Source organism: Bacteroides intestinalis DSM 17393 (assembly GCF_000172175.1).
GTDB classification, from domain to species: domain Bacteria; phylum Bacteroidota; class Bacteroidia; order Bacteroidales; family Bacteroidaceae; genus Bacteroides; species Bacteroides intestinalis.
The window spans coordinates 3301729-3324184 of the sequence record NZ_ABJL02000008.1; the positions used below are offsets into that span (position 1 = coordinate 3301729).

Sequence of the window (22456 nt, forward strand, 5' to 3'; positions counted from 1 at the left end):
TAACGACATTTGGTTGATGTAGAAGACAAAAAGGCTATTTATTCCTCTACCTGTACTACGATATCTTCAATCTGAGCGAGTGCTGAGAAAGATTTCTCTTTTATCTTTTCACTGAATACTTCCCCGCGTGAGGCTTCAAGCTCTTTCAATAAAGCAACAAGTTCGTTAGCTCCCAGTAAAGTAAACAAGGGAAGCATCTTATGCCCCATGGCGGCAATGCCGTCTGTATCTTCAACATCTAATGCCTGTCGCAAGCGATCAGCATTCAGGCGTGTTTCTGTGACAAAACTTTCCAGAATAGATTTTGCCGCATCAGGATCATCACCTGAGAAAGCAGTGAGAGCAGAGAAATTTAATGCAGAAGCAGGCACAGCTTCAGTTGCAATCTTATCGGTCTGTACAGCATTCGTTCCTATATGATTCTGTGGAGTAACAAGACCTGTTTCTCTCTTTTCAATATCCAATTCTGCCAACAGTTCATTCACCATAAATGGTTTGTGCAAGCTTCCGGCAAAACCATGTTTCAGAAACTCTTCACGTTGCATATCACTACGGGCAGTCACAGCAATCACGGGTATAGTCTTAGCTTGCGGAATATTCGAAGCACGCAACAGGTTCAGCAAGTCGAAACCATTCATGGCAGGCATTTGCACATCGGTAAGCAATGCATCGAAAGTATCGGTGCGGAGGGCTTCCAACAGTTCATCCAATTGCAGACAAGAAACAGAAGTGATGCCACTCTGTGCAAGCATAGCAGAAGTGAGAGTGAGCTGAATACGGTCGTCATCAATCAAAAGAAGGTTAATAAGTGGAGAATTGAGAGTGGAGAGTGGAGAGTTGGCTGCGCTATAGGGGGCTGCGCTATCATGCTGCACAGAACTCTCAACTCTCAACTCTCCACTCTCAACTTCCCCAACTCTCACCGGATACAAAGGTACCCGCAACGTAAACGTACTCCCCTTTCCGAGCACACTATCCACTTCGATACGCCCTTCCAGCAGTTGCACCAGCATACGGACAATAGATAATCCCAAGCCGAATCCCTCCTCTCCCTGTGCTCCCGGCAAACGGGTAAATTCCTGGAAGATACGTTCACGGTCACCGGGTTCCATTCCCTTTCCCGTATCGATAACAGAAAGCTTCAAGTGATTTCCGGAGAAAGCCGGATCACCTTTCGGCACAAAACTGGCAGTCAGCGTAATGCCACCTTCCGAAGTGAACTTCACTGCATTGGAAAGCAAGTTATTGACAATCTGACGCAAGCGTAAAGGGTCACTGATGAAAGTTCCTTTCAGTTCGGGGTCTATCTCACATTTCAAAGATAATCCTTTGGCAGAAGTCAGCGGTTCAAAGCTGACGTATATTTCTTCCAGCAGGCGTGCAGGATGGAAAGTAACACGGTTTATCTCAGCTTTGTGCAAGTCGAGGCGATGAAAATCGAGCAAATCGGTAACCAGTTTCAGCAGATGCTCTGAGGAGGTTTTCATATTGTCAAGATAGAAACGTTGCCGTCCGTCAACAGTGAGCCGGGAGAGCAAATCTGCATACCCCATGATAGAACCTAAGGGAGCTTTGAAATCGTGGGTAATGGCAAGCATCAGCTTTTCGCGAGAGGCAAGCAACTCTTCGGCGAAGCGGTTAGCTTCTTCCAACTGACGCCGATAGCGGTTACTACGAGTAACATCCCGCCAGATCATGACAAGAAAGATAACGGACAACGCAACAGCCCCCGCAGCAATGCCTGAAATAATCGTAGCAGAACGATGTCGTACCGCTTTCTGATACTCGGCCTCTTCACGGGCACGCAGCAGAGTTTCCTGTTCATATCCCTTCAAAAGACTATCAATACGGGCACTCAGCGCATGATCAAGGCGTTGCAAAGTCCGCTTACGGCGCTGTATCACACTATTAGTTGCTTTCTTTTGCTGGGCAACGGTACGTAATTTTGCGTGCAGTGAATCAACAGGATTATAAGCATCAAGCACAGTATCCGTAGCAACTTCAAGGGTAGTTTGTACCTGAACAGCAGAATCTTTGCGTGGTGGAACGAAGACTTCCCCCAGACGACGGAAGAAACCTTTCTTCTTAGGTTGAGTCACAACGGTATCACGACGAGCAGTAACACGACGTTGCACACGCTGTTGGGTGATAATGGTATCCTGCTCGGCTATAATCTGCTCCACCTCCCGAGCGGAAATCATGCTGTCATTAGCTTCGCTCAGCGTACGCAGCAAGCGGACCGTATTAGCATCTTTTTCCCGCAAAAGCCCTATCAGGCTATCCGTACGCAGGATATCACTATTATCCGAGCTCATAAGATTCTCCATTTCCCGGTGCACGAAGAACAGGGAATAAAGCAAGACTGCCAACAGGACCACATAACCGGCAGCTATCTTCTTCTTGGAGACATTATTCATATTTATATATTATAGTGATAGGGTGATAGTATCACTTTCCTTCATCTCGTTTTATAACGGAAACGCAGCCAAAGCATAATGCCTGCACTCGTCAGTCCGAATGGGAAAGCCATCCATACGCCGACCGTACCCCAACCCAGCACGAAACCGCATAAGTATCCTACAGGCAAAGATATAACAAAATAGGAAATAAATGCAATGAACATCATCGGTTTTACGTCTGCGATACCACGCAGGGCATTGGCAAAGCTGATTTGCAATCCGTCACCAAACTGGTAAACCAGGAATGGAAGGAACAAAGAAGATACCATGGCAGAAACCTCCACGCTATCTGTAAACCAGCCCCCAACCTGATTGCGCAACAGAAACACAATACTCAGAAGCACCACCGCCATTGCCAAGATGAGGTGATAACCGGCATATGCTGAACGGCGGACATTCACCATATCGTTCTGCCCCTTGAAGTTACTGACACGAACGGCAATCGCCGCCCCCATCCCGTAAAACATCATAAAGGTGAACTGAGAAATAGTAAGCATAATCTGATGTGATGCCAAAGCAATGGTTCCCAACCAACCGACCATAATCGTGCTGAGACTGAATGAAGCCGTCTCCATGCCCATCTGCAAGCCGACCGGCCATCCAAGTCCATTCAGTCTCCTGAACATTTGTTTCGACCATCCCAAACGGAAGAACCCCGCCTTATATCTTAAGAATCTGCGACTACGGAAAACAACCAGTGCAAAAACAATGACCATAACAATACGCGAGAACAGGGTACTGATACCCGCGCCCAACAACCCCAATTCCGGAAAGCCGAACTTTCCGTAAATCAATATATAGTTACCTATGATATTCAATGCATTTCCACCAAGAAGCACCCACATGGCTGTCTGTGTTTGGGTGATGCCATCCGTAAATTGCTTGAAGCCATTAAATAGCATAACAAATACCAGGGATGCTAACAGAATCAGGAAATAGGGTTTTATCAAGGGAATCAGTTCTTCGGGTTGCCCCATGTATTCCACACAGAAATAGACGACAGTCATAATAAGTGTCAGCAACAGCGCTACCAAAACATTGGCAAGCAGACTTGAGCGCAAAGCTTGTCCGGCCTTCATGAAACGACGGTTACCGTAGAACTCACCCACCACAGGCGTCAGTCCATAAGAGAAACCGGTACTGAAAATAATGCAAAGTGTAAAAAGATTATTGGTGAAAGAAGCAGCAGCCAACTCGGCCGTACTGTGGTGTCCCACCATCAGAGTATCGGCAAATCCGAGAACAATGACACCCATCTGGCCGATAACGATGGGAAGTCCTAAGTAAAAGAGGGCTTTATAATGCCCCTTGTATATAGCAATTAATCTATTCATTTATCTTTCTCATAATATAATACCACCGAGTTTTCCTCACGGAAAGTCTCTTGTGCAACTGCCTTCAGCTGCTCTGCCGTCACTGCGCGATACCGTTCTACCTCACGGTCTATATCCTCTGCCTGTCCGGCCAATTCGAACCATGCCAGATTTGTGGCTACATTCAGGTAATTGATATTCCCGAATATCTGGGTGGATTCAAACTTATTCTTTACTTTCTCCAATTCCTGTTCTTCTATCGCCACTTGCTGTAACTCCTGCAACTCTTTGCGTACAGCGGCCTCAGCCTGTTCCAGTGATACTCCGGCTGATGGCTTTCCACTGATATGCAGCAATCCCGCATCACGCGTACCCGAAATATAAGCGTCTATGACGGAGAACAATTTCTGTTCCTGCACCAACCGCCGGTTCAAGCGACTGGAACGTCCGTTACTAAGGATATCTGAAAGGATATCAAAAGCATAATAGTCAGGATGCTCGCGACTACACATGTGATAAGCCATAAACAGCGCATCCAGGGGGACAGGCCGTTTCACCACCTGCCTGCGTTCCTTTGTCTGTACGGGTTCCTGCGGCAATTGTCGCACAGGCACATCCCTGCGGGGAATCGGGCCAAACCACTTTTCTGTCAATCGGACAGTTTCTTCCCACGATATATTTCCGGTAACGGCAAGTACAGCATTATTAGGTGCATAAAAGCGGTAGAAGAATGACTTCACTTCCTCCAGTGTAGCTTGTTCAATATGCGATAAATCCTTTCCGATGGTAGGCCAGCGGTACGGATGCACCTCATAAGCCAACGGACGGATAAGATGTCCCACATCTCCGTAAGGCTGATTCAGACAACGCTGTTTGAACTCCTCCATGACCACACCGCGCTGCACTTCAAGGCTTTGTTCACTGAATGCCAATTCCATCATACGGTCGGACTCCAGCCAGAAGCCAATCTCTACATTCGACTTGGGAACAGTGAGGTAATAGTTTGTAATGTCATTGTTCGTCCAGGCATTGTTTTCGCCACCTGCCGATTGCAAAGGAGCATCATAGTCGGGTATATTCACAGAACCACCAAACATCAGATGTTCGAACAAATGGGCAAAGCCGGTATGTTCGGGATGTTCGTCCCGGGCACCTACATCATAAACGATGTTCAGTGCTACCATCTGAGTACTGAGATCCTGGTAATGCACCAGTCGCAGACCGTTATTAAGACTATATTTATTTATCTTCATATTATTTTGAATGATAGGATGATAAGATGGTAAGATGATAGGATTATTAGCTAGGTATATGACTTTCCGCAGTTTTAATACTACGAGTAATATTACATTCTTTTTGCGCAATAGCAAACTTATGAATAAAATCCGCCTGACTTTCAGCATGCATAGCTTCGCGTTGTAAAGCACCTATAGCTGTACCTAAACGAACTAATTGTTTGGATATCTCATATTCCTGCTTTTCCTTTTTAAGATATTTACATAAATTCACGACACGTATAGCAAAATCCATACTCTTATCTTTTATAATATCCTCTTTCTCCATCATCCTATCATCCTATCATCTTACCATCTTATCATCCTATCATTTTATCACCTTGACCTTAACAATCTTCACATCCTCTTCCGGGCGGTCGCTACGGTCCGTTCTTACCTGCTGTATCTTATCTACTATATCCATGCCTTCAATCACTTCGCCGAACACAGTATATTCACCATCTAGGTGCGGAGTACCACCTACCGTAGTATAAGCCTTCACCTGCTCCGGTGTAAAGTGGAATTCCGGTTGCTTGGCAACTTCCGCCTCAGCCTGTGCAAACAGTGTATCCTGCAAGTTCATCAGACCATCCTGGTCATTTTCCTTACGCATCTTATAGATTTCCTTCATGTGTTTTTGTGCCAAAGCATTGAACACAGTAGTCAGACGATTCTGGTTCATCTGGTTCTCCATGCCCAGCAACGTAGTGTCATTATACACTTTACCCGTCACAATGTAGAACTGGCAACCCGACGATTCCTTCTCCGGATTCACATTGTCACCCTGACGCGCAGCAGACAATGCACCTTTCTTATGAAAATACTTCGGATAAACGAACTCAGCCGGAATCGTATAACCTACATCACCTGCACCCAGCATCTTTCCTTTCGGAGCATTCTTTGAGTCAGGGTCACCTGCCTGTATCATAAAATCCTTGATGACACGGTGGAACAATGTACCTTCGTATGTACCCTCTTCCGCCAGTTTGATGAAGTTATCACGATGTTGCGGCGTCTCATTATACAATTTCACGATAATGTCACCCGCAGTTGTTTCGATCTTCAATTTAGTTTCCTGATCCATGTTTCTATCTTTCTTTTGTCCCGATTGGCAGGCTGTAACGCTGCAAATCAGTATGGTTAATAATACAATGAAATTCCTCTTCATAACGCTTTTTATTTAAATTAAGTTTGCAAATATACGATTTTCAGACAAATCGGTTTACCTTTGTGTCTTAAAAGAGACAAAAGATAAGGCAATGAAATCTATACTCATCGTTGAAGACGACATTACTTACGGTATGATGCTGAAGACCTGGTTAGGCAAAAAAGGCTTTCAGGTAGCTTCCGTCAGCAGTATCGCCCGCGCCCAGAAACATTTGGAAACAGAGGGTGCCGACTTGATTTTGTCCGACCTGCGTCTGCCCGACAAGGACGGCATCGACCTGTTGAAGTGGTTGGGAGAGCAAGGTCTGTCCATTCCGCTCATCATGATGACAAGCTATGCCGATATACAATCGGCGGTGCAAGCTATGAAATTAGGTGCCAGCGACTACGTTGCCAAGCCTGTAAATCCGGACGAACTTCTAAAGAAAATCAGTGAGGCTGTGAAACAACCCGCTGCTTCTCCCAGACAAGCCCCCAGTTTCGGGAAAGAAGAAAGTACCCATCAGAAAAATGCAGGCGGCACTCCGTCTTCCGACTATCTGGAAGGAGAGAGTGATGCAGCCAAACAACTCTATAATTATGTAAGACTGGTTGCCCCCACCACGATGTCGGTACTGATCAATGGTGCCAGTGGAACGGGTAAGGAATATGTAGCCCACCGTATCCATCAACTCAGCAAGCGTGCCGGTCAGCCTTTCGTTGCCATCGACTGTGGCTCCATCCCAAAAGAACTTGCCGCATCGGAGTTCTTCGGACACGTAAAAGGTTCATTCACCGGAGCATTGACAGACAAAACAGGAGCCTTTGTTGCAGCCAACGGAGGAACCATCTTCCTCGATGAAATAGGCAATCTCAGTTACGAAGTCCAGATACAACTGTTACGTGCCTTGCAGGAACGGAAAATCCGCCCGGTAGGTTCCAATAAAGAAATCACTGTAGATGTACGCCTGGTTTCTGCTACAAATGAAGATTTGGAACAGGCCATCGAAAAAGGGACTTTCCGCCAGGACCTGTTCCACCGTATCAATGAGTTCACCCTACGCATGCCCGAACTCAAGGACCGGAGAGAAGATATCCTTCTCTTTGCCAACTTCTTCCTCGACCAAGCCAATCGGGAATTGGACAAACAGTTGATCGGGTTTGATGATGCAGCATCCCGGGTATTGCTGGAATACCACTGGCCGGGAAATCTGCGACAGATGAAGAATGTGGTACGCCGTGCCACCCTATTAGCGCAGGACCAACTTATCACGTTGAAAGAATTGACCGAGTTGCAGCAAATCACTCATCCCCACGTAGGTCTGCCATTACGTAATGAAGAAGCAGAAAAGCATCAGATAATCGAAGCATTGCGGCAAACGGGAAATAACAAGAGCCGGGCAGCTCAACTGTTGGGCATAGACCGCAAAACCCTGTATAATAAACTGAAACTTTACGAAATAGAGAGCTAAAAAGGCTCTTCGCACCGTATACCAACCGCATCAAGTCCGTACCTACTCCGTATCTATACAGTTAGAATAGGTACGGACTTGACACGGAGTTGGTACGGTGTTGGTACGGACTTGGTATGCAATAGAGTACCTTAGTGTGGAATTTCTCCACACCTGATTCCACACTTTCCACACAATTCCACACTGTACCACATATTCCAAAATCTTCAATAGCACTAGTAATCAACAACTTGTTCAATCAGCCTTCTCACTGGCACGGGCTTTGCAACTATATTTTACGTAAGCGTCAAGCTTCCTAAATCAAAAAAAGGAAACCTAAACTCTTAACTATAAAATATATATTTAGTATAACAATTAAAAGCAAATGATTATGAAAAAGTTAGTATTAGTAGCAGCCCTGTTTATGTTTGTTTGTGGTGGTTCTTTCGTGGCAAATGCTCAGGACCCGGTGAAAACTCAACAGCAACAACCGGCAACGGGAAATACTGAAGAGCCCAAAACCGCTGAGCCTGCCAAGGAAGAACCCAAAACAGAAGAACCAAAGGCAGAGGAACCGAAAGCTGAACAACCTGCAGCCAACGCTCCCGCCAATGGTACTCCTGCAACGGAAACACCTGCACAGCCTGCTGAATAATAGTAAGCACACTGCCACAAAAGCCGTTCCCTCCTTGTCTATTCTGGGGAACGGCTTTTGTCGTTTTAGCCCCAACCCTATCATCTATCTTCTTGCAGAAACTTAAATACCTACTTATAAGTACTTCATCCCCCAACGACATCCTTAAATTACCAACAAATAGCGATTTCCTACCTGTCACCATCTCTTTACCTTTGCAAAAAAAATAGTAGTAGCACTACCGTTTTAATATAACATCCCCGATGGCTAACAGATATATATTATTCTTTCTTTTCATTTTAGGCTTTATACAATCAGGATTCTGCCAGCATTATACAATTAAGGGACGGGTTGTTGATAACAAGAACAAGTCTCCAATGGAGTTCGTTACAGTATACTTGCCCGGATACGAATTGTGGGCCATTAGTAATGAAAAAGGAGCGTTCACTATCAATCAAGTACCAGCCGGCAAAGTAAAAATCACTGCACAATATTTGGGATACGTTACGCAGACATTGGATATAGATGTACAGAAAAACATCGAAGACCTACTAATCACACTACAAGAAAATAATCTGACGCTAAATGAAGTGGTGGTTACAGCACAGAAAAAAATAAGTGATCCAACAACTTCATATACGATAGATCGTGCCACTTTGGATCATGCACAAATATTAAATGTCAGCAGTCTCAGCACTCTATTGCCGGGCGGTAAATCAACCGGTGATCAGAATCTGGCAAGCTCTGACGAACGTATCGCTCTACGAAGCGGAAGCAGCGAAATGGGAAATGCTTCTTTCGGCACTGCCATCACAGTAGACGGTGTACGCCTGCAAAACAACTCGGAGATGAGTGAAACAAAAGGTGTCGGTCTGCGCAATATAGGTTCTTCAAACATTGAATCAGTAGAAATCATTACAGGAATCCCATCTGTGGAATATGGAGATTTATCAAACGGAATCGTAAAAATAAATACGCGGAAAGGGAAAACACCGTTTATCATCGAATTGGTCACCCAACCTAAAACAAAACAAATTGCTATAAGTAAAGGCTTTTTGCTTGGAGACAGAGCAGGTACAATTAATACCAGTTTGGAACGCACAAAGTCAACCTCTGACTTGGCCTCTCCACATACTGCCTATGATCGCAATTCTTTAACATTGACTTACTCTAATACCCTGAACCGGAAAGCCCAGCGTCCACTTTCACTGAATGCGGGCTTTACCGGAAACATAGGTGGTTACAATTCTGAAGCCGACCCGGATGCTTTTAAAGATACTTATACAAAAACACGCGATTACACCTTTCGCGGAAACATCGGACTGAACTGGCTGTTGAACAGACCGTGGATAACCAACCTCTCACTGACAGCCTCCATGTCATACTCAGACAAGCTATCTAAAGTAAATACCAATAAAAGCAGTGCATCCACGCAGCCCCTTATTCATAGTACGCAGGAAGGCTACTTCATAGCAAGTAACTATGATGAGAATCCAAATGCTGAAATTATCCTCAGTCCTACCGGATACTGGTATCAACTGGCATATACCGATAACAAACCTGTCAGCTATGCAGTGAAACTAAAAGCCGACTGGGCAAAACGTTGGGGAAAGATTTCCAACAGAATCATGCTTGGGGCGGAACTGAATAGTAGCGGTAACAAAGGCCGGGGACTCTATTACGATGATATGCGCTATGCACCTACTTGGCGTGAATATCGCTATGATGAATTGCCATTTCTTAATAATATAGCAGGCTATCTGGAAGATAGAATAATACTTCCTCTCGGAGAAAACTCTTCTTCCCTGGAATTGACAGCAGGAGTACGTTCGGATATCACCTATATCAAGAACTCCGAATACGGAACAGTAAATAGTTTCTCTCCACGTTTCAATGCGCAATATACATTATGGAAGAATGCAGATAAATGGGTCAGCAATTTAAATGTATATGGCGGTGTAGGTAAATCCGTAAAACTACCTTCATTTGAAGTCCTTTACCCATCACCCTCTTACTCGGATAAACTGGCCTTTGCTCCCGGAACTATGAGTGACGGAACCACTTTCTATGCTTACAGCACGATTCCCTCAAAAGCCATCTATAACCCCGACCTGAAGTGGCAATATACCCGACAAGCAGAGATCGGTATGGAAGCCACCATCAAAGGAACAAGGGTCTCGGTATCAGCTTTCCGGAACAGAACGTACAATCCATACATGCGTACCAATGTATACACACCTTATTCTTATAATCTGACAACTCAAGAGCATCTGAATAATTGCGAAATTCCTTCGGCAAACAGGGTTTACAGTATTGACCAGCAGACAGGTATCGTTACCGTTACAGATAAAACAGGTGCATACCCAAGCCAGGAATTATCTTATAATACCCGCAATACATTCAAATCGAACATCCAATATAGAAACGGTTCACCGGTAGAAAGAATGGGACTCGACTGGATTATTGACTTCGCACAAATCCCCGCGCTGAGAACATCAGTCCGCCTAGATGGAAATTATTACTATTATAAAGGTATAGAAGAAAACCTGATTGCATGGATGCCAAGCTCAGCATCGAATATGGCTGATGGCAACCCATATAAGTATGTGGGTTATTATGGAGGTTCCTCCATAACCTCTACTTCCTCTTCTACTTCTGCTTCCGTTTCTAACGGCAGCTTGTCTAAACAGCTTAATATGAATCTGACTATCACAACGCATATTCCCAAAATACGAATGATCCTCTCTATGAGAATAGAAGGTTCCTTCTATAATTATAAGAAGAATTTGTCGGAATACAGCAACGGAGAAAGTAGAGGCTTTGCCCTGGAGAATGCCGGAGATTACTTTAGTACTGATTATGATATCTACGGAAAAAACAAATATGTAGCTGTTTACCCGCTCTATTACTCTACGTGGGAAGATCCGGATACCCGGATACCTTTTGCAGAGAAATTTGCATGGGCAAAGGAGAATGACACAGCGTTATATAATGAGCTGGCAAAACTCGTAACTAAATCGAGTACATCTTACTATTTTAACCCCAACAAGATTTCCTCGTATTTCTCCGCCAACATTAACCTGACAAAAGAGATCGGAGATTTTGCCTCCATTTCATTCTACGCAAATAACTTCTTCAACCACATGGGACGGGTGAAATCATCACAAGACAATCAGGAATCATCACTCTACAACAGTTCATACATTCCGCAGTTCTACTACGGTTTGTCAATCAGACTAAAATTATAAGTGTTTAATTAAAATAGAAATGAAAATGAAAAAGTATGCTTTTCTAATTCTTAGTGTATTACTCTTTTGCGCAGCGTGCAGCGACGATGAGAATGATGTGTACAAAACCTATCTGGTGACTGTACAACTGGCTTATCCGTCAGGAAGTGAATTAAGTGCAGTAGAAGGAGTTCCGGTAAAGTTAACCGGAAGTACAGGTACTACTTATGATGCTACCACCGATGCCAATGGTAAGGCTGCTTTCACTGTACCGGCAGGTATCTATGAAGCTTCTGCCTCTGAAAAACGCGCTTCAAACGGTTACTCCTTTATACTGAACGGAGTTAAAAGCGGCATCACGGTAACGGAAACGTGGACTGGTGACAGTGTCGTAGAAGTGGCCTTAACAGAATCCAAATCAGGACAAGTTATTATCAAAGAGTTGTATGTAGGCGGATGTCAGAAAGATGACGGTTCCGGAAATTATCAATATGACAAGTATGTTATACTATATAACAATTCAGAACAGGCTGCCACGTTGGAAAACTTCTGCTTAGGAATGGTCAACCCATACAATGCAAACTCTACAATCAACGATTATAAAGACGGAGTACTATCCTATGCCAACGACAACTATATTCCTGCCGGATGTGGAATCTGGTATTTGCCCAGAAACTTAACCATCGAAGCCGGGAAACAAGTAGTTATAGCTCTGAACGGAGCCATCAACCACACATTGACTTACTCTAACTCTGTGAATTTAAGCACTGCAGATTATTGTACATATGATATTGAAGACTTTAGTCAGACAAACTATTACCCCACTCCTTCAGAGAGTATTCCTACTGCAAACTATTTTACAGCTTATAAATATGGGCAAGGAACAGCATGGGTATTGAGCAACCAGTCTCCCGCATTCTTCATTTTCTCGACTCACGATGTCACTCCTGAGGTCTTCGCCAGCAACACAGATTATCATTACACAGCCGATAAAGAAGGTAATGCTGTTTACCGTTGCGCAAAAGTTCCTACAGACTGGATACTGGATGCAGTGGAAGTTTTCAGCCAGGCACAACTGGCCAAGAGTCAAAAGCGCCTGACGCCTGCTATTGATGCTGGATACACAGTCCTGACCAATGCACAGGGCTACACTTCATACCGCAACGTAGACAAACAAGCTACCGAAGCAGTGGAAGGAAATAGTGGTAAACTGGTTTACAGCTATAATTATGGAACAGATGGAAGCACTGATCCAAGTGGTATAGACGCTGAGGCATCTCTGAAGAATGGAGCACGTATCATTTACCAGGATACGAATAATTCGACAAATGATTTCCACCAGCGTAAACAAGCTTCTTTGAGAGATTAATAACTGCCTCTCTTGAACAATTAAACTACGAAAACAGCCCAGTATTGATGCTTATAAATAAGAGAATACTCCTATTCACACTGCTTAGCGGAGCTATCTGCTCCGTCTTTGCAGTGCAATATTCCGACTCTATTGGCTGGAAGAATCTTCCGTATATCAAGCAATCGGAAGCCTGGCTTAACAGTGAGAATGCCGCCGGACTACATACACTGCCTATCCCTCGTATCACTACGGCAGAGGTATACGTAGATAAACAGAACGGAGGATTTATTGATTATTTCCAGTCGGACAATAGCTTGGAATTCGGTGCTCAGGTGGAGTCATTCTATCGTCTCAATTCCAAAGTAGTATTCTACGGGAAAGTAGACTACCGTAACTTTGCGGGCAAAAACATGAGTGGTTCATATTTTATCAATCCGAAGAATACTCCTTTCGACATCGTAGAATATACCGATGAAAATCGGGGAGATAAAAAGCAGGAAAACTATCATCTGGTAGGAGCCGTCAGTGCCGACCTCTCAAAAAAGATAACGATCGGAGGAAAGGTAGATTACACTGCTGCCAATTATGCCAAGCAAAAGGACTTGCGTCATGTCAACAAACTACTTGATATGAATGTGACTGTCGGAGTAAGTTATCTACTCAACAAACAAATTGAGTTGGGGGCAAACTATTATTATCGCCGAAGTACGGAGGGACTGTTACTGGACATGTATGGCACTACTGACCAGATATATAATTCACTGATCAGTTACGGTAGTTTCTTCGGGGTTATGGAACAGTTCGGAGAAAACGGATATACAAAAGAGGGTGAAGAAAAACCATTGTTCAATGAATATCATGGAGGAGCCTTACAATTGAAATGGCACATTCTTCCAAAACTTCAATTCTTTAATGAATTTGCCTATAAATCACGTAGTGGATATTATGGTAAGAAATCTCCTGCCACAGTAGTTTATAGCGAACATGAGTCTGATATACTGTCGTATAACGGAACACTAACTTTACAAGAACGGAAAAATTTGCATTCCCTGCACATTGATTTCCAACAAGAAACATTGAACAATTTCGAGAATATTTATCGGTATAACAATGAAGGTGGTGGTATCAATAATGTAGATTATTACGGAACGCTGGATACCACAGACAAGACCACTTTGAATCTGAGTGCTGAATATAGAGGCAACTTTTTGGTAACAGACGGATGTCCTGCATGGGTGGCAAAAGGCAGCTTTTCTTATTTCAGCAGAGAACTTACAGCTTCTATGTATCCGTATTACCGGAAACAGGATATCACCTCCACAACATTTCATTTGTCAGGTGAACACAACATATGTCACTCAAAAGATATGTATAGTCTATATTTAGGCGGAACATACGTTTTGGGTAATGGAAACGCCCTAAAAGACGGAACCTATGCCACTCCGTCGGAGAGCCAGTCCGCCCCCAAAAGTATGGATACGTTTCTGCACCAAGAATTTGAATACCTTACCTGCAAACGGCTGAAAGGGGAAATCGGCTTCAAATACGCGCATGCAATAGGTGCAAAAGGTATGAAAGGATATACTTCTATCCGCTACGCCATGACTAAAGCATTCGACGTGGAATATTCGAAAGGGAGTCAACGCCATGAGCTGACGTGGACTTTGGGAGTTACTTTTTAACAACAATAATGATTAACAATAAACAAAAAACAACAATGAGAACTAAAACATTATCAATCGCAGCCGCCATCATGGCATTATTCTTTATCGGAACTTCTTGCAGCAACAAGCAGAAGAGCACTGAAGAAACCGCAACCACCGAACAGGCCTCCGGTGCCATGGAAATAGACGATCTTCTGGCTAACGCCGAGTCACTGACCGACCAGGAAGTCACCATCGAAGGTGTATGTACACATGCCTGCAAGCACGGCGCCACCAAAATCTTCCTGATGGGTAGCGACGACACACAGACCATCCGTGTAGAAGCAGCCAAACTGGGTTCTTTCGATACGAAGTGCGTCAACAGCATCGTTCGCGTCACCGGAACCCTGAAAGAACAACGTGTGGACGAAGCTTATCTGCAACAATGGGAATCACGCTTGAAAGCTGCCGCTGCCGAAAAGCACGGTGAAGGCGAAGCCGGATGCAGCACTGAGAAGAAAGCACGCGGCGAAACAGCCAATACGCCCGAAGCACGTATCGCTGACTTCCGCGCCAAAATAGCCAAGCGTCAGGCCGAATCAGGAAAGCCCTATCTGTCATTCTATTATATGGAAGCCGCCAACTATGAAATTCAGTAAGGCGGGAACCGCATTTCGGAAATGGAGCCGGATAATCCACCGGGACTTCTCATTCTTCTTCTCGGGGATGGTATTGATATATGCCATCTCCGGAATTGTGATGAACCACCGGAATACGATCAATCCCAATTACTCGGTAGAACGACAGGAATATACCATTACCGAAGTGATGCCACCGCAAGCCGGAATGGAAAAGGATGATGTCCTGAAGCTGCTGGCACCACTCGGTGAAGAAAAGAACTATACCAAACATTACTTCCCGAAGGAAAACCAGATGAAGGTATTCCTGAAAGGCGGTTCCAACCTGATGGTCAATCTGCAGACCCAGCAAGCCGTTTACGAGAAGCTGACACGTCGTCCGTTGATAAGCGCCCTGACCAAGCTGCATTACAATCCCGGAAGATGGTGGACTCACTTCGCAGATGTGTTTGCCGTAGGACTCATCATTATTACCGTCACGGGAATGGTGATGCTGAAAGGACCAAAAGGCTTGTGGGGACGCGGAGGTATAGAACTTGCAGCAGGTATACTGATTCCGTTACTTTTTCTATTTCTATAAACGACTCAAGCTTCGCATATAGCCCGAGGTATAAACATTGGTTAGCAGTCTAATTATCAAAGCATTGCATTTACCGAGCATTTACCGCAAGAGGTAAAAGCATTTACCGCCGCATGTAACGACCTTTACCGCTTATTGTAACGCTCTTTACCTCGGTATGTAACGACCTTTACCCCGGCATGTAAATGGAGTTACCATTTGGGGTAAATGGAATTACCTACAGGAGTTCCGAGATCAATCCATGCAGCTAACGAGTAATTAAAATAGGTTCAATACTAAAAACAAAAGATATCAATGGAGAATATCATTGAATGCAATAACCTGACGCACTATTATGGCAAACGGTTAATTTACGAAAACCTCAGCTTCAGCGTGCCTAAAGGGCGCATCCTGGGACTGCTGGGGAAGAATGGTACAGGAAAAACCACAACGATCAATATATTGAGCGGTTACCTGAAACCCCGCTCCGGCCAATGCTCCATCTTCGGACAGGACATTCAGACGATGCACCCCTCAACACGCCGTAACATCGGTCTGCTCATCGAGGGACACGTGCAATATCAGTTCATGACCATCCGGGAGATTGAGAAGTTTTATTCTGCTTTCTATCCGGGACAGTGGCGCAAAGAAGCGTACTACGACCTGATGGACAAACTGAAAGTAGCTCCCGGACAGCGCATCTCGCGTATGTCGTGCGGACAACGTTCGCAAGTGGCACTGGGACTTATCCTGGCGCAAAACCCGGAATTGCTGGTACTGGACGATTTCTCTCTCGGTCTGGACCCCGGCTACCGCCGCCTCTTCGTGGACTATCTGCGTGACTATGCCCGCTCGGAAAACAAAACTGTTTTCCTGACCTCGCACATCATTCAGGATATGGAACGCCTGGTAGACGACTGCATCATCATGGATTACGGACGTATCCTCATCCAGCAACCCGTAAAGGAACTCCTGGACACGATACGCCGCTATACCTGCACGTTGCCCGAAGGTTACAAGATGCCGGAAGATAAGGATTTCTACCATCCGTCTCTTATCAGAAACACGCTGGAAACCTTCTCGTTCCTGCCTCAACAAGAAGTAGAGACTCGTTTCAAAGCCCTGCAAGTGCCTTACAGCGATTTGAAATGCGAGACTGTAAACCTGGAAGATGCTTTTATCGGACTGACGGGAAAATACTGATTAAATGATGAATTATAAATTATGAATTATGAATTACTATGCAGAGCAGGAAGTCTGTTTCTACCTCACGATTCATAACTCATAACCCATAATTCATAATTAATAACTCATAATTCATAATTAACTAACATGAACGCTATATTTTATAAAGAATGGATTAAAACCCGCTGGTATCTGTTGCTTGCACTGCTTGTAACGCTCGGTTTTGCCGGATACTCGATGTTGCGCATCAACCGTGTTGCCAGCATGAAAGGCGTGGAACACGTTTGGGAAGTTATGCTGGCACGGGATACCGTATTCGTGGATTTACTGGAATTTATTCCTCTATTGGTCGGGATACTGCTTGCTCTGGTACAATTCGTACCCGAAATGCACCATAAATGCCTGAAACTGACATTGCATCTGCCCTACCCGCAACTGCGGATGATTAACCTGATGCTGCTCTACGGACTGGTAGTGTTACTTATCTGCTTTGCCGCCAACTACCTGCTGATGACGGTTTACATGCAAGGCGTCCTGGCTCCGGAACTTTATTCGCGGATTCTGCTGACAGTTCTTCCCTGGTATTTGGCAGGTATTGCCGCTTATCTTCTGATTTCATGGATATGCCTAGAACCGACCTGGAAACGCCGCGTCCTCAATCTGGTAATCTCTGTATTGCTGTTGCGTATCTTTTTCCTGGCTCCGGCACCGGAAGCCTACAACGCTTTCCTGCCCTGGCTGGCAATCTACACCCTGCTCACGGCAAGTCTCTCATGGCTCTCCATTGCACGGTTCAAGGCAGGAGAACAAGATTAACAGGTTATACATTCACTATTAAGAACGAAAAAGACAATGAAACGTTTTAGTCAAATATTCTTATACATCACCATTGCATTGCTCATTATCTGGCAGTTGCCTTGGTGTTATTCTTTCTTTGCGGCAAAGCCATCGAAGGTTCCTTTTTCCATGTACAGTTGTGTCCTCGGCGACTTCCTCTCCATGGGCAATGAAGATGGCAAAGGCGTGGTACGGCGCGACCAGTCCGGTAATGTATATACACAGGAGCAGACGGACAGTATTCTCCCGTTCTTCTACATGCGCCAGCTTATGGCGGATGAGCGGTTCCCGGACAGCATCAATGGTGTTGCCGTCACTCCGCGCGAAGTGCAGCTTACGAATTTCAGCTTCCGCTCGGCAGCTTCGGATATCAATGCCTCCAAGATAGAACTTTATCCTTTGCTGGAGAGTATGTCGGGACGCGTGGATCTGATTATGCCCGATGATGTGTTCCGTATCACCTCGAAAGGAATTGAATTTATCGGTATGAAAACCAATACGGTAGATGCTGACAAAAGCCAACTGTTCACAGAGGCTATGGTGAAGAAAGGGTTTAAATTCCCTGCCCGCCGGTTGGCTGGTAATCCCACCACTCGCAAGGAGTACGATGAAGGTTATCTGATTTTAGACAATGAAGGAAGACTTTTCCATCTGAAACAAACGAAAGGACGCCCGTATGTACGTGCTATTTCCCTGCCGGAAGGCTTAAATGCGAAGTATCTTTTCATCACGGAGTTCAAGGACCGCAAGACGCTGGGTTTCCTGACGGATATGGATAACAACTTCTATGTGCTGAACAATAAGACTTATGATGTGATCAAGACCGGAGTTCCTTCTTTCAACCCTGAAGAGGATGCCCTGTCTATCTTCGGAAATATGTTCGACTGGACAGTTTGTGTGAAAACAGCCGATGCGGACGAATATTATGCACTGGATGCGGATGATTATTCGCTTATCAAGTCCATCAGCTTCCCAAGAAAGAGTAACAGCATACCGGGATTACGTTTTACTTCCTCTCAGGATAAATATGTGAAGCCACGCTTCTGATAAGAGGGTAAAGCCATAAATAGAAATGCGTCAAAAGACTATCCTGTCTTTTGACGCATTTCTATTTTATAGTAAGCTCTTTCCTATATCATCTGAAAGCCTTGCCAAAGATTCGTCGGCGGCACAGGTGCCTCCACTTCAATCATTTCTTTAGATACCGGATGCACAAAACTGATACGACGTGCATGCAGGCAAATACTTCCATCCGGATTGGAACGGGCAAAGCCATACTTCAAGTCTCCCTTGATAGGACATCCCATCTTTGCCAGCTGGCATCGTATCTGATGATGCCGCCCGGTCTTCAGATCCACCTCCAACAGAAAGTAATTATCCGACTTACCTATCAACCGATAGTGCAGGATAGCCTTTTTACTCTTCGGCACTTCCTTATCATAAGCATAACTTTTGTTCTGCTTCTCATTGCGCACCAGATAATTCACCAATTCTCCTTCCGGCTCCTTCGGGGCATTCTTTACGATAGCCCAGTAAGTCTTCTTCACCTCACTGGTTTTGAACATTTCATTGAGGCGGGACAACGCCTTGCTGGTCTTGGCAAATACAACAAGACCGCTCACGGGGCGGTCCAGCCGGTGGGTAACACCGATGAAGACATTACCGGGTTTCTGGTATTTCTCCTTCAGATACTGCTTTACGATTTCCGAAAGCGGCGTATCCCCCGTCTTGTCTCCCTGAACGATCTCGGAAGCGGTCTTGTTGACTATAATGATATGATTGTCCTCGTATACGACAGTCATACGCTTTCTTACATATTCATACCACCATCTACCTGAATCACCTGTCCTGATACATAAGAAGACATATCAGAAGCCAGGAAGGTAGCAATGTTTGCCACGTCTTCGGGAGTACCACCACGACGCAAAGGAATCTTCTTTGCCCATTCGGCTCTTACCTCGTCAGACAATGCAGCAGTCATATCGGTCAGGATAAAGCCCGGAGCGATAGCGTTGGCACGGATACCGCGAGAACCTAATTCCTGTGCGATAGATTTAGCCAAGGCAATCATACCTGCTTTGGAAGCTGCATAGTTGGCTTGTCCGGCATTGCCGTGAACTCCTACAACAGAAGCCATATTGATTATGCTACCAGCTTTCTGGCGCATCATAATCGGAGTACAAGCATGAACGAAATTGAAAGCGGATTTCAGGTTAACGTTGATAACCATATCCCATTGTTGCTCGCTCATACGCATCATCAGACCGTCACGGGTGATACCTGCATTGTTTACCAAAATATCGATGCGGCCAAAGTCTGCATGAATAGCTTCTACCACCTTGGCAGTATCTTCAAAATTAGCAGCGTTTGAAGCATAACCTTTAGCTTTCACGCCCATTGCTTCAATTTCCTTTGCCGTATTCTCTGCATTTTCATCAATCACCAAGTCAGTGAATGCGATATTTGCTCCTTCAGAAGCGAACTTTAATGCGATAGCCTTACCGATACCGCGTGCAGCACCAGTTACAATGGCTGTTTTTCCATCTAATAATCCCATACTTTTTTAATTATTGATTAAAGTTATTCTTTTCTACGCAGTGCTCCGAACACGATGTTCTCAACGTATTGTCCACGTGTTTCATCGGTCAGTTTAGCACCTATATGCCCACGTATGTAAGGCACTTCAATACCTTTCACACTGTAATGCACCAATTCGGCAGTCATGTCGATATCGTCAACCAGAAACACCCCTTTCTCCACGCCCTCACGGAGAACATCCTTGAAAAGCTGTATTTCTTTGGCATCAAAACGTTTTCGCACCTTCTCTACCCTCCATATATCACGGAAAAAGGTAGCACGGAGTGTTCCATTCCGGTACACCACCTCTTTCACGGCATCCAGGCGGGTATAAATCATTTCGATTATCTTCTGATCGGGCGAGATATCTTTCTCTACCACCCGCTTCATTATATCCGAAAGGATGTCCAGCTCCGATTCGACAACAGCCATATAGATCTCTTCCTTACTTTTAAAATAGGTATAGAGCGTCCTTCTACCTTTCTTTGAAGCAAGGGCGATATCGTTCATCGTGGTATTCTCAACACCCATCTTTGCAAATAGCTGACGGGCTACATCCACTAATTTAGCTTTTGTCTTCGATACGGCCATATATTAATAATTGCACATTGCTTAATAATTTGAGCAAAAGTAAAACATTTCTGTATACCACACAAGAAAACGCAGATTTTATTAACATTCGGTCACAGGAAGAGGATAAAAAAGCATATTTACTATAAAGCTACTTATCAACATGTTAGGCTATATGTTACACTTTTTAGGAAAAATAAGATGGATTTTATTTGTTTATTCCACAAAAAGCCGTACCTTTGCACCCGTTAAACATCGCGGAGTGGAGCAGTTGGTAGCTCGTTGGGCTCATAACCCAAAGGTCATTCGTTCGAGTCGGATCTCCGCAACTAAATAAAAAAGACCGTTTTTCAACGGTCTTTTTTCGTATTCTAGCAATACCTATTGTTATTTCACAACTACTGTCGCTGCTTCTTTCAACTTTATATCCAATGAAGCGCCTTCCGATTGAGGCATCCAAAGTACCTGTCGACATTCGCCTTTCTCCAAAGTACATTTTTGATTACCATGAGCATATAGATATTCCGTATCAACATGGAAAGAACTTGCATTCACATTCCAACTCCGTATCCCGTTCAAATGAAGATACAAATTGTCCGCTTTGCCAGTATTAAACAACCACGCACCATTCTGGACTGTTAGAGCTCTAAAATTACAGTCATTTATGGTAGCATAATCTTGCACCATCAAAGACAATGAATCGCGGGTTAACCCTTCAACAGTCATTTTTTGAGCTTCAAGACTGGTCTGTAAGAACTGAACATGATCCGGCAGAGCTATAGTCATCTCTTCGGAGCGTAAATAAAGCCAATACAGGTCATGATATTTCTTTTCAAGCTTATCATTAGGAAAATCAAATACGATACGTAATGTATCTCCAACTGAGTTCATCGTCATAAATTCATCCATACCGGAAGCATAAGTGAAAGTTCCCTGTCCAGCTTCGGCAGGAGTAATTTTCAAAGGGAGCTCTCCAAATGCCGGCATTCTTATTCCCTTCTTTTCGCCCTCGCCGGTAGTGATGATATTTCTAATTGCCACCATCTGTATAACTTTGCATTCCGGCAGTTGAACCGTCTTCTTTTCTCCTTTAATATCCAGGAAATTATTATCCCAACCTGTAACTTGCATAGAGGCGTAGAATATGCCAGCGCACACCACAACCAATCCGGTAAGCAACATTCCAAATATTATATAAGTTGTTCGTTTCATAATCTTCTTCTTTATTTTTGTTTCTTACTAAATTCCCGATACATAGCGGACATATCTTCCGCCGAAATACCGAGGGTATACATCTGCTTAAAGAAATAATCTACTTCTTCTTTGAGGAAATACTCTTTGCGCAATGAAAGGATTAACGCGCGAGCACCGGAAGCAACAAAATAACCGATACCACGTTTGTTATAGATAACTTCCTGCGATTGCAGATAATCGTATGAACGCATCACCGTATTGGCATTCACCTCTACCACAGCTGCATATTCTCTGACGGATGGTATGCGTTCCTCTTCCCGATATTGCCCGAGAAGTACCTCGTCACAAATGCGATCTGCTATTTGAAGATAGATGGCTTTACTTTCTTTAAAATTCAT

The 22456-nt window shown here is 44.4% G+C and carries 20 protein-coding genes and 1 tRNA gene; 11 read left to right on the forward strand and 10 right to left on the reverse strand.

Going from position 1 to position 22456, the window contains the following annotated elements; translation table 11 throughout:
- Positions 1-38 precede the first annotated feature (38 nt).
- Genes BACINT_RS22540 through BACINT_RS22560 form a run of 5 tightly spaced genes read right to left on the reverse strand, consistent with a single transcriptional unit; the run spans position 39 to position 6214 of the window.
- Positions 39-2417, reverse strand: coding sequence for a hybrid sensor histidine kinase/response regulator (locus BACINT_RS22540; protein WP_007667611.1), 2379 nt, complete (start codon positions 2415-2417; stop codon positions 39-41).
- Between the two features lie 41 nt (positions 2418-2458).
- Entirely contained in the window at positions 2459-3793 is a 1335-nt protein-coding gene (locus BACINT_RS22545; RefSeq protein ID WP_007667613.1) for an MATE family efflux transporter, read from the reverse strand.
- Positions 3790-5025, reverse strand: coding sequence for a M16 family metallopeptidase (locus BACINT_RS22550; RefSeq protein WP_007667615.1), 1236 nt, complete (start codon positions 5023-5025; stop codon positions 3790-3792). Before BACINT_RS22550 ends, BACINT_RS22545 begins: the two co-directional genes overlap by 4 nt.
- Before the next feature lie 46 nt (positions 5026-5071).
- On the reverse strand, positions 5072-5338 hold the full coding sequence (locus tag BACINT_RS22555; RefSeq protein WP_007667618.1) for a four helix bundle protein: 267 nt from the start codon (positions 5336-5338) through the stop codon (positions 5072-5074).
- Positions 5339-5374: 36 nt separating this feature from the next.
- On the reverse strand, positions 5375-6214 hold the full coding sequence (locus BACINT_RS22560) for a peptidylprolyl isomerase (protein ID WP_007667628.1): 840 nt from the start codon (positions 6212-6214) through the stop codon (positions 5375-5377).
- A gap of 91 nt (positions 6215-6305) precedes the next feature.
- Between BACINT_RS22560 and BACINT_RS22565 the strand changes: the two genes are divergently transcribed.
- From BACINT_RS22565 to BACINT_RS22610, 10 genes are all read left to right on the forward strand, one after another.
- Entirely contained in the window at positions 6306-7664 is a 1359-nt protein-coding gene (locus tag BACINT_RS22565) for a sigma-54-dependent transcriptional regulator (protein WP_007667638.1), read from the forward strand.
- Between the two features lie 370 nt (positions 7665-8034).
- Positions 8035-8298: a hypothetical protein gene (locus BACINT_RS22570; protein WP_021967645.1), complete on the forward strand. Its 264-nt coding sequence runs from the start codon at positions 8035-8037 to the stop codon at positions 8296-8298.
- 242 nt (positions 8299-8540) lie between these two features.
- Positions 8541-11525 (forward strand): TonB-dependent receptor, encoded by a 2985-nt coding sequence (locus BACINT_RS22575; RefSeq protein WP_007667640.1) that lies wholly within the window; start codon positions 8541-8543, stop codon positions 11523-11525.
- Between the two features lie 25 nt (positions 11526-11550).
- Complete coding sequence (locus BACINT_RS22580) at positions 11551-12873, forward strand: DUF4876 domain-containing protein (RefSeq protein ID WP_182426059.1); 1323 nt, start codon at positions 11551-11553, stop codon at positions 12871-12873.
- Between the two features lie 47 nt (positions 12874-12920).
- Positions 12921-14537 (forward strand): DUF6850 family outer membrane beta-barrel protein, encoded by a 1617-nt coding sequence (locus BACINT_RS22585; protein ID WP_007667642.1) that lies wholly within the window; start codon positions 12921-12923, stop codon positions 14535-14537.
- Between the two features lie 35 nt (positions 14538-14572).
- On the forward strand, positions 14573-15157 hold the full coding sequence (locus tag BACINT_RS22590; RefSeq protein WP_021967641.1) for a hypothetical protein: 585 nt from the start codon (positions 14573-14575) through the stop codon (positions 15155-15157).
- A complete protein-coding gene (locus BACINT_RS22595; RefSeq protein ID WP_007667644.1) occupies positions 15144-15716 on the forward strand; it encodes a PepSY-associated TM helix domain-containing protein in 573 nt (190 codons plus the stop codon). Before BACINT_RS22590 ends, BACINT_RS22595 begins: the two co-directional genes overlap by 14 nt.
- A 294-nt stretch (positions 15717-16010) precedes the next feature.
- Positions 16011-16898 (forward strand): ABC transporter ATP-binding protein, encoded by an 888-nt coding sequence (locus BACINT_RS22600; RefSeq protein ID WP_007667645.1) that lies wholly within the window; start codon positions 16011-16013, stop codon positions 16896-16898.
- A gap of 129 nt (positions 16899-17027) precedes the next feature.
- The gene (locus BACINT_RS22605) at positions 17028-17696 is read left to right on the forward strand and encodes a hypothetical protein (RefSeq protein ID WP_007667646.1); all 669 of its coding nucleotides are present in this window, start codon (positions 17028-17030) and stop codon (positions 17694-17696) included.
- 36 nt (positions 17697-17732) lie between these two features.
- Positions 17733-18764 carry a DUF4857 domain-containing protein gene (locus BACINT_RS22610; protein ID WP_007667647.1) on the forward strand — a complete coding sequence of 344 codons (1032 nt, stop codon included), beginning with the start codon at positions 17733-17735 and terminating at the stop codon, positions 18762-18764.
- A gap of 83 nt (positions 18765-18847) precedes the next feature.
- On the opposite strand, the gene BACINT_RS22615 is transcribed toward BACINT_RS22610, so the two are convergent.
- Genes BACINT_RS22615 through BACINT_RS22625 form a run of 3 tightly spaced genes read right to left on the reverse strand, consistent with a single transcriptional unit; the run spans position 18848 to position 20885 of the window.
- Positions 18848-19519, reverse strand: coding sequence for an RluA family pseudouridine synthase (locus tag BACINT_RS22615; protein ID WP_007667648.1), 672 nt, complete (start codon positions 19517-19519; stop codon positions 18848-18850).
- A gap of 8 nt (positions 19520-19527) precedes the next feature.
- On the reverse strand, positions 19528-20274 hold the full coding sequence (fabG, locus tag BACINT_RS22620; RefSeq protein WP_007209579.1) for a 3-oxoacyl-[acyl-carrier-protein] reductase: 747 nt from the start codon (positions 20272-20274) through the stop codon (positions 19528-19530).
- Positions 20275-20297: 23 nt separating this feature from the next.
- A complete protein-coding gene (locus tag BACINT_RS22625; protein WP_007667653.1) occupies positions 20298-20885 on the reverse strand; it encodes a TetR/AcrR family transcriptional regulator in 588 nt (195 codons plus the stop codon).
- A gap of 235 nt (positions 20886-21120) precedes the next feature.
- Between BACINT_RS22625 and BACINT_RS22630 the strand changes: the two genes are divergently transcribed.
- A tRNA-Met gene (locus tag BACINT_RS22630) sits at positions 21121-21193 on the forward strand.
- 58 nt (positions 21194-21251) lie between these two features.
- On the opposite strand, the gene BACINT_RS22635 is transcribed toward BACINT_RS22630, so the two are convergent.
- A complete protein-coding gene (locus BACINT_RS22635) occupies positions 21252-22076 on the reverse strand; it encodes a hypothetical protein (RefSeq protein ID WP_007667654.1) in 825 nt (274 codons plus the stop codon).
- An 11-nt stretch (positions 22077-22087) separates the two neighbouring features.
- Entirely contained in the window at positions 22088-22456 is a 369-nt protein-coding gene (locus BACINT_RS22640) for a GntR family transcriptional regulator (RefSeq protein ID WP_007209418.1), read from the reverse strand.

Excerpts from the sequence above, each read along its gene's own strand:
- BACINT_RS22540 (WP_007667611.1), bottom strand. The coding sequence starts at position 2,417 with ATGAATAATGTCTCCAAGAAGAAGATAGCTGCCGGTTATGTGGTCCTG.
- BACINT_RS22545 (WP_007667613.1), bottom strand. The coding sequence starts at position 3,793 with ATGAATAGATTAATTGCTATATACAAGGGGCATTATAAAGCCCTCTTT.
- BACINT_RS22550 (WP_007667615.1), bottom strand. The coding sequence starts at position 5,025 with ATGAAGATAAATAAATATAGTCTTAATAACGGTCTGCGACTGGTGCAT.
- BACINT_RS22555 (WP_007667618.1), bottom strand. The coding sequence starts at position 5,338 with ATGATGGAGAAAGAGGATATTATAAAAGATAAGAGTATGGATTTTGCT.
- BACINT_RS22560 (WP_007667628.1), bottom strand. The coding sequence starts at position 6,214 with ATGAAGAGGAATTTCATTGTATTATTAACCATACTGATTTGCAGCGTT.
- BACINT_RS22565 (WP_007667638.1), top strand. The coding sequence starts at position 6,306 with ATGAAATCTATACTCATCGTTGAAGACGACATTACTTACGGTATGATG.
- BACINT_RS22570 (WP_021967645.1), top strand. The coding sequence starts at position 8,035 with ATGAAAAAGTTAGTATTAGTAGCAGCCCTGTTTATGTTTGTTTGTGGT.
- BACINT_RS22575 (WP_007667640.1), top strand. The coding sequence starts at position 8,541 with ATGGCTAACAGATATATATTATTCTTTCTTTTCATTTTAGGCTTTATA.
- BACINT_RS22580 (WP_182426059.1), top strand. The coding sequence starts at position 11,551 with ATGAAAAAGTATGCTTTTCTAATTCTTAGTGTATTACTCTTTTGCGCA.
- BACINT_RS22585 (WP_007667642.1), top strand. The coding sequence starts at position 12,921 with ATGCTTATAAATAAGAGAATACTCCTATTCACACTGCTTAGCGGAGCT.
- BACINT_RS22590 (WP_021967641.1), top strand. The coding sequence starts at position 14,573 with ATGAGAACTAAAACATTATCAATCGCAGCCGCCATCATGGCATTATTC.
- BACINT_RS22595 (WP_007667644.1), top strand. The coding sequence starts at position 15,144 with ATGAAATTCAGTAAGGCGGGAACCGCATTTCGGAAATGGAGCCGGATA.
- BACINT_RS22600 (WP_007667645.1), top strand. The coding sequence starts at position 16,011 with ATGGAGAATATCATTGAATGCAATAACCTGACGCACTATTATGGCAAA.
- BACINT_RS22605 (WP_007667646.1), top strand. The coding sequence starts at position 17,028 with ATGAACGCTATATTTTATAAAGAATGGATTAAAACCCGCTGGTATCTG.
- BACINT_RS22610 (WP_007667647.1), top strand. The coding sequence starts at position 17,733 with ATGAAACGTTTTAGTCAAATATTCTTATACATCACCATTGCATTGCTC.
- BACINT_RS22615 (WP_007667648.1), bottom strand. The coding sequence starts at position 19,519 with ATGACTGTCGTATACGAGGACAATCATATCATTATAGTCAACAAGACC.
- fabG (WP_007209579.1), bottom strand. The coding sequence starts at position 20,274 with ATGGGATTATTAGATGGAAAAACAGCCATTGTAACTGGTGCTGCACGC.
- BACINT_RS22625 (WP_007667653.1), bottom strand. The coding sequence starts at position 20,885 with ATGGCCGTATCGAAGACAAAAGCTAAATTAGTGGATGTAGCCCGTCAG.
- BACINT_RS22635 (WP_007667654.1), bottom strand. The coding sequence starts at position 22,076 with ATGAAACGAACAACTTATATAATATTTGGAATGTTGCTTACCGGATTG.
- BACINT_RS22640 (WP_007209418.1), bottom strand. The coding sequence starts at position 22,456 with ATGAATTTTAAAGAAAGTAAAGCCATCTATCTTCAAATAGCAGATCGC.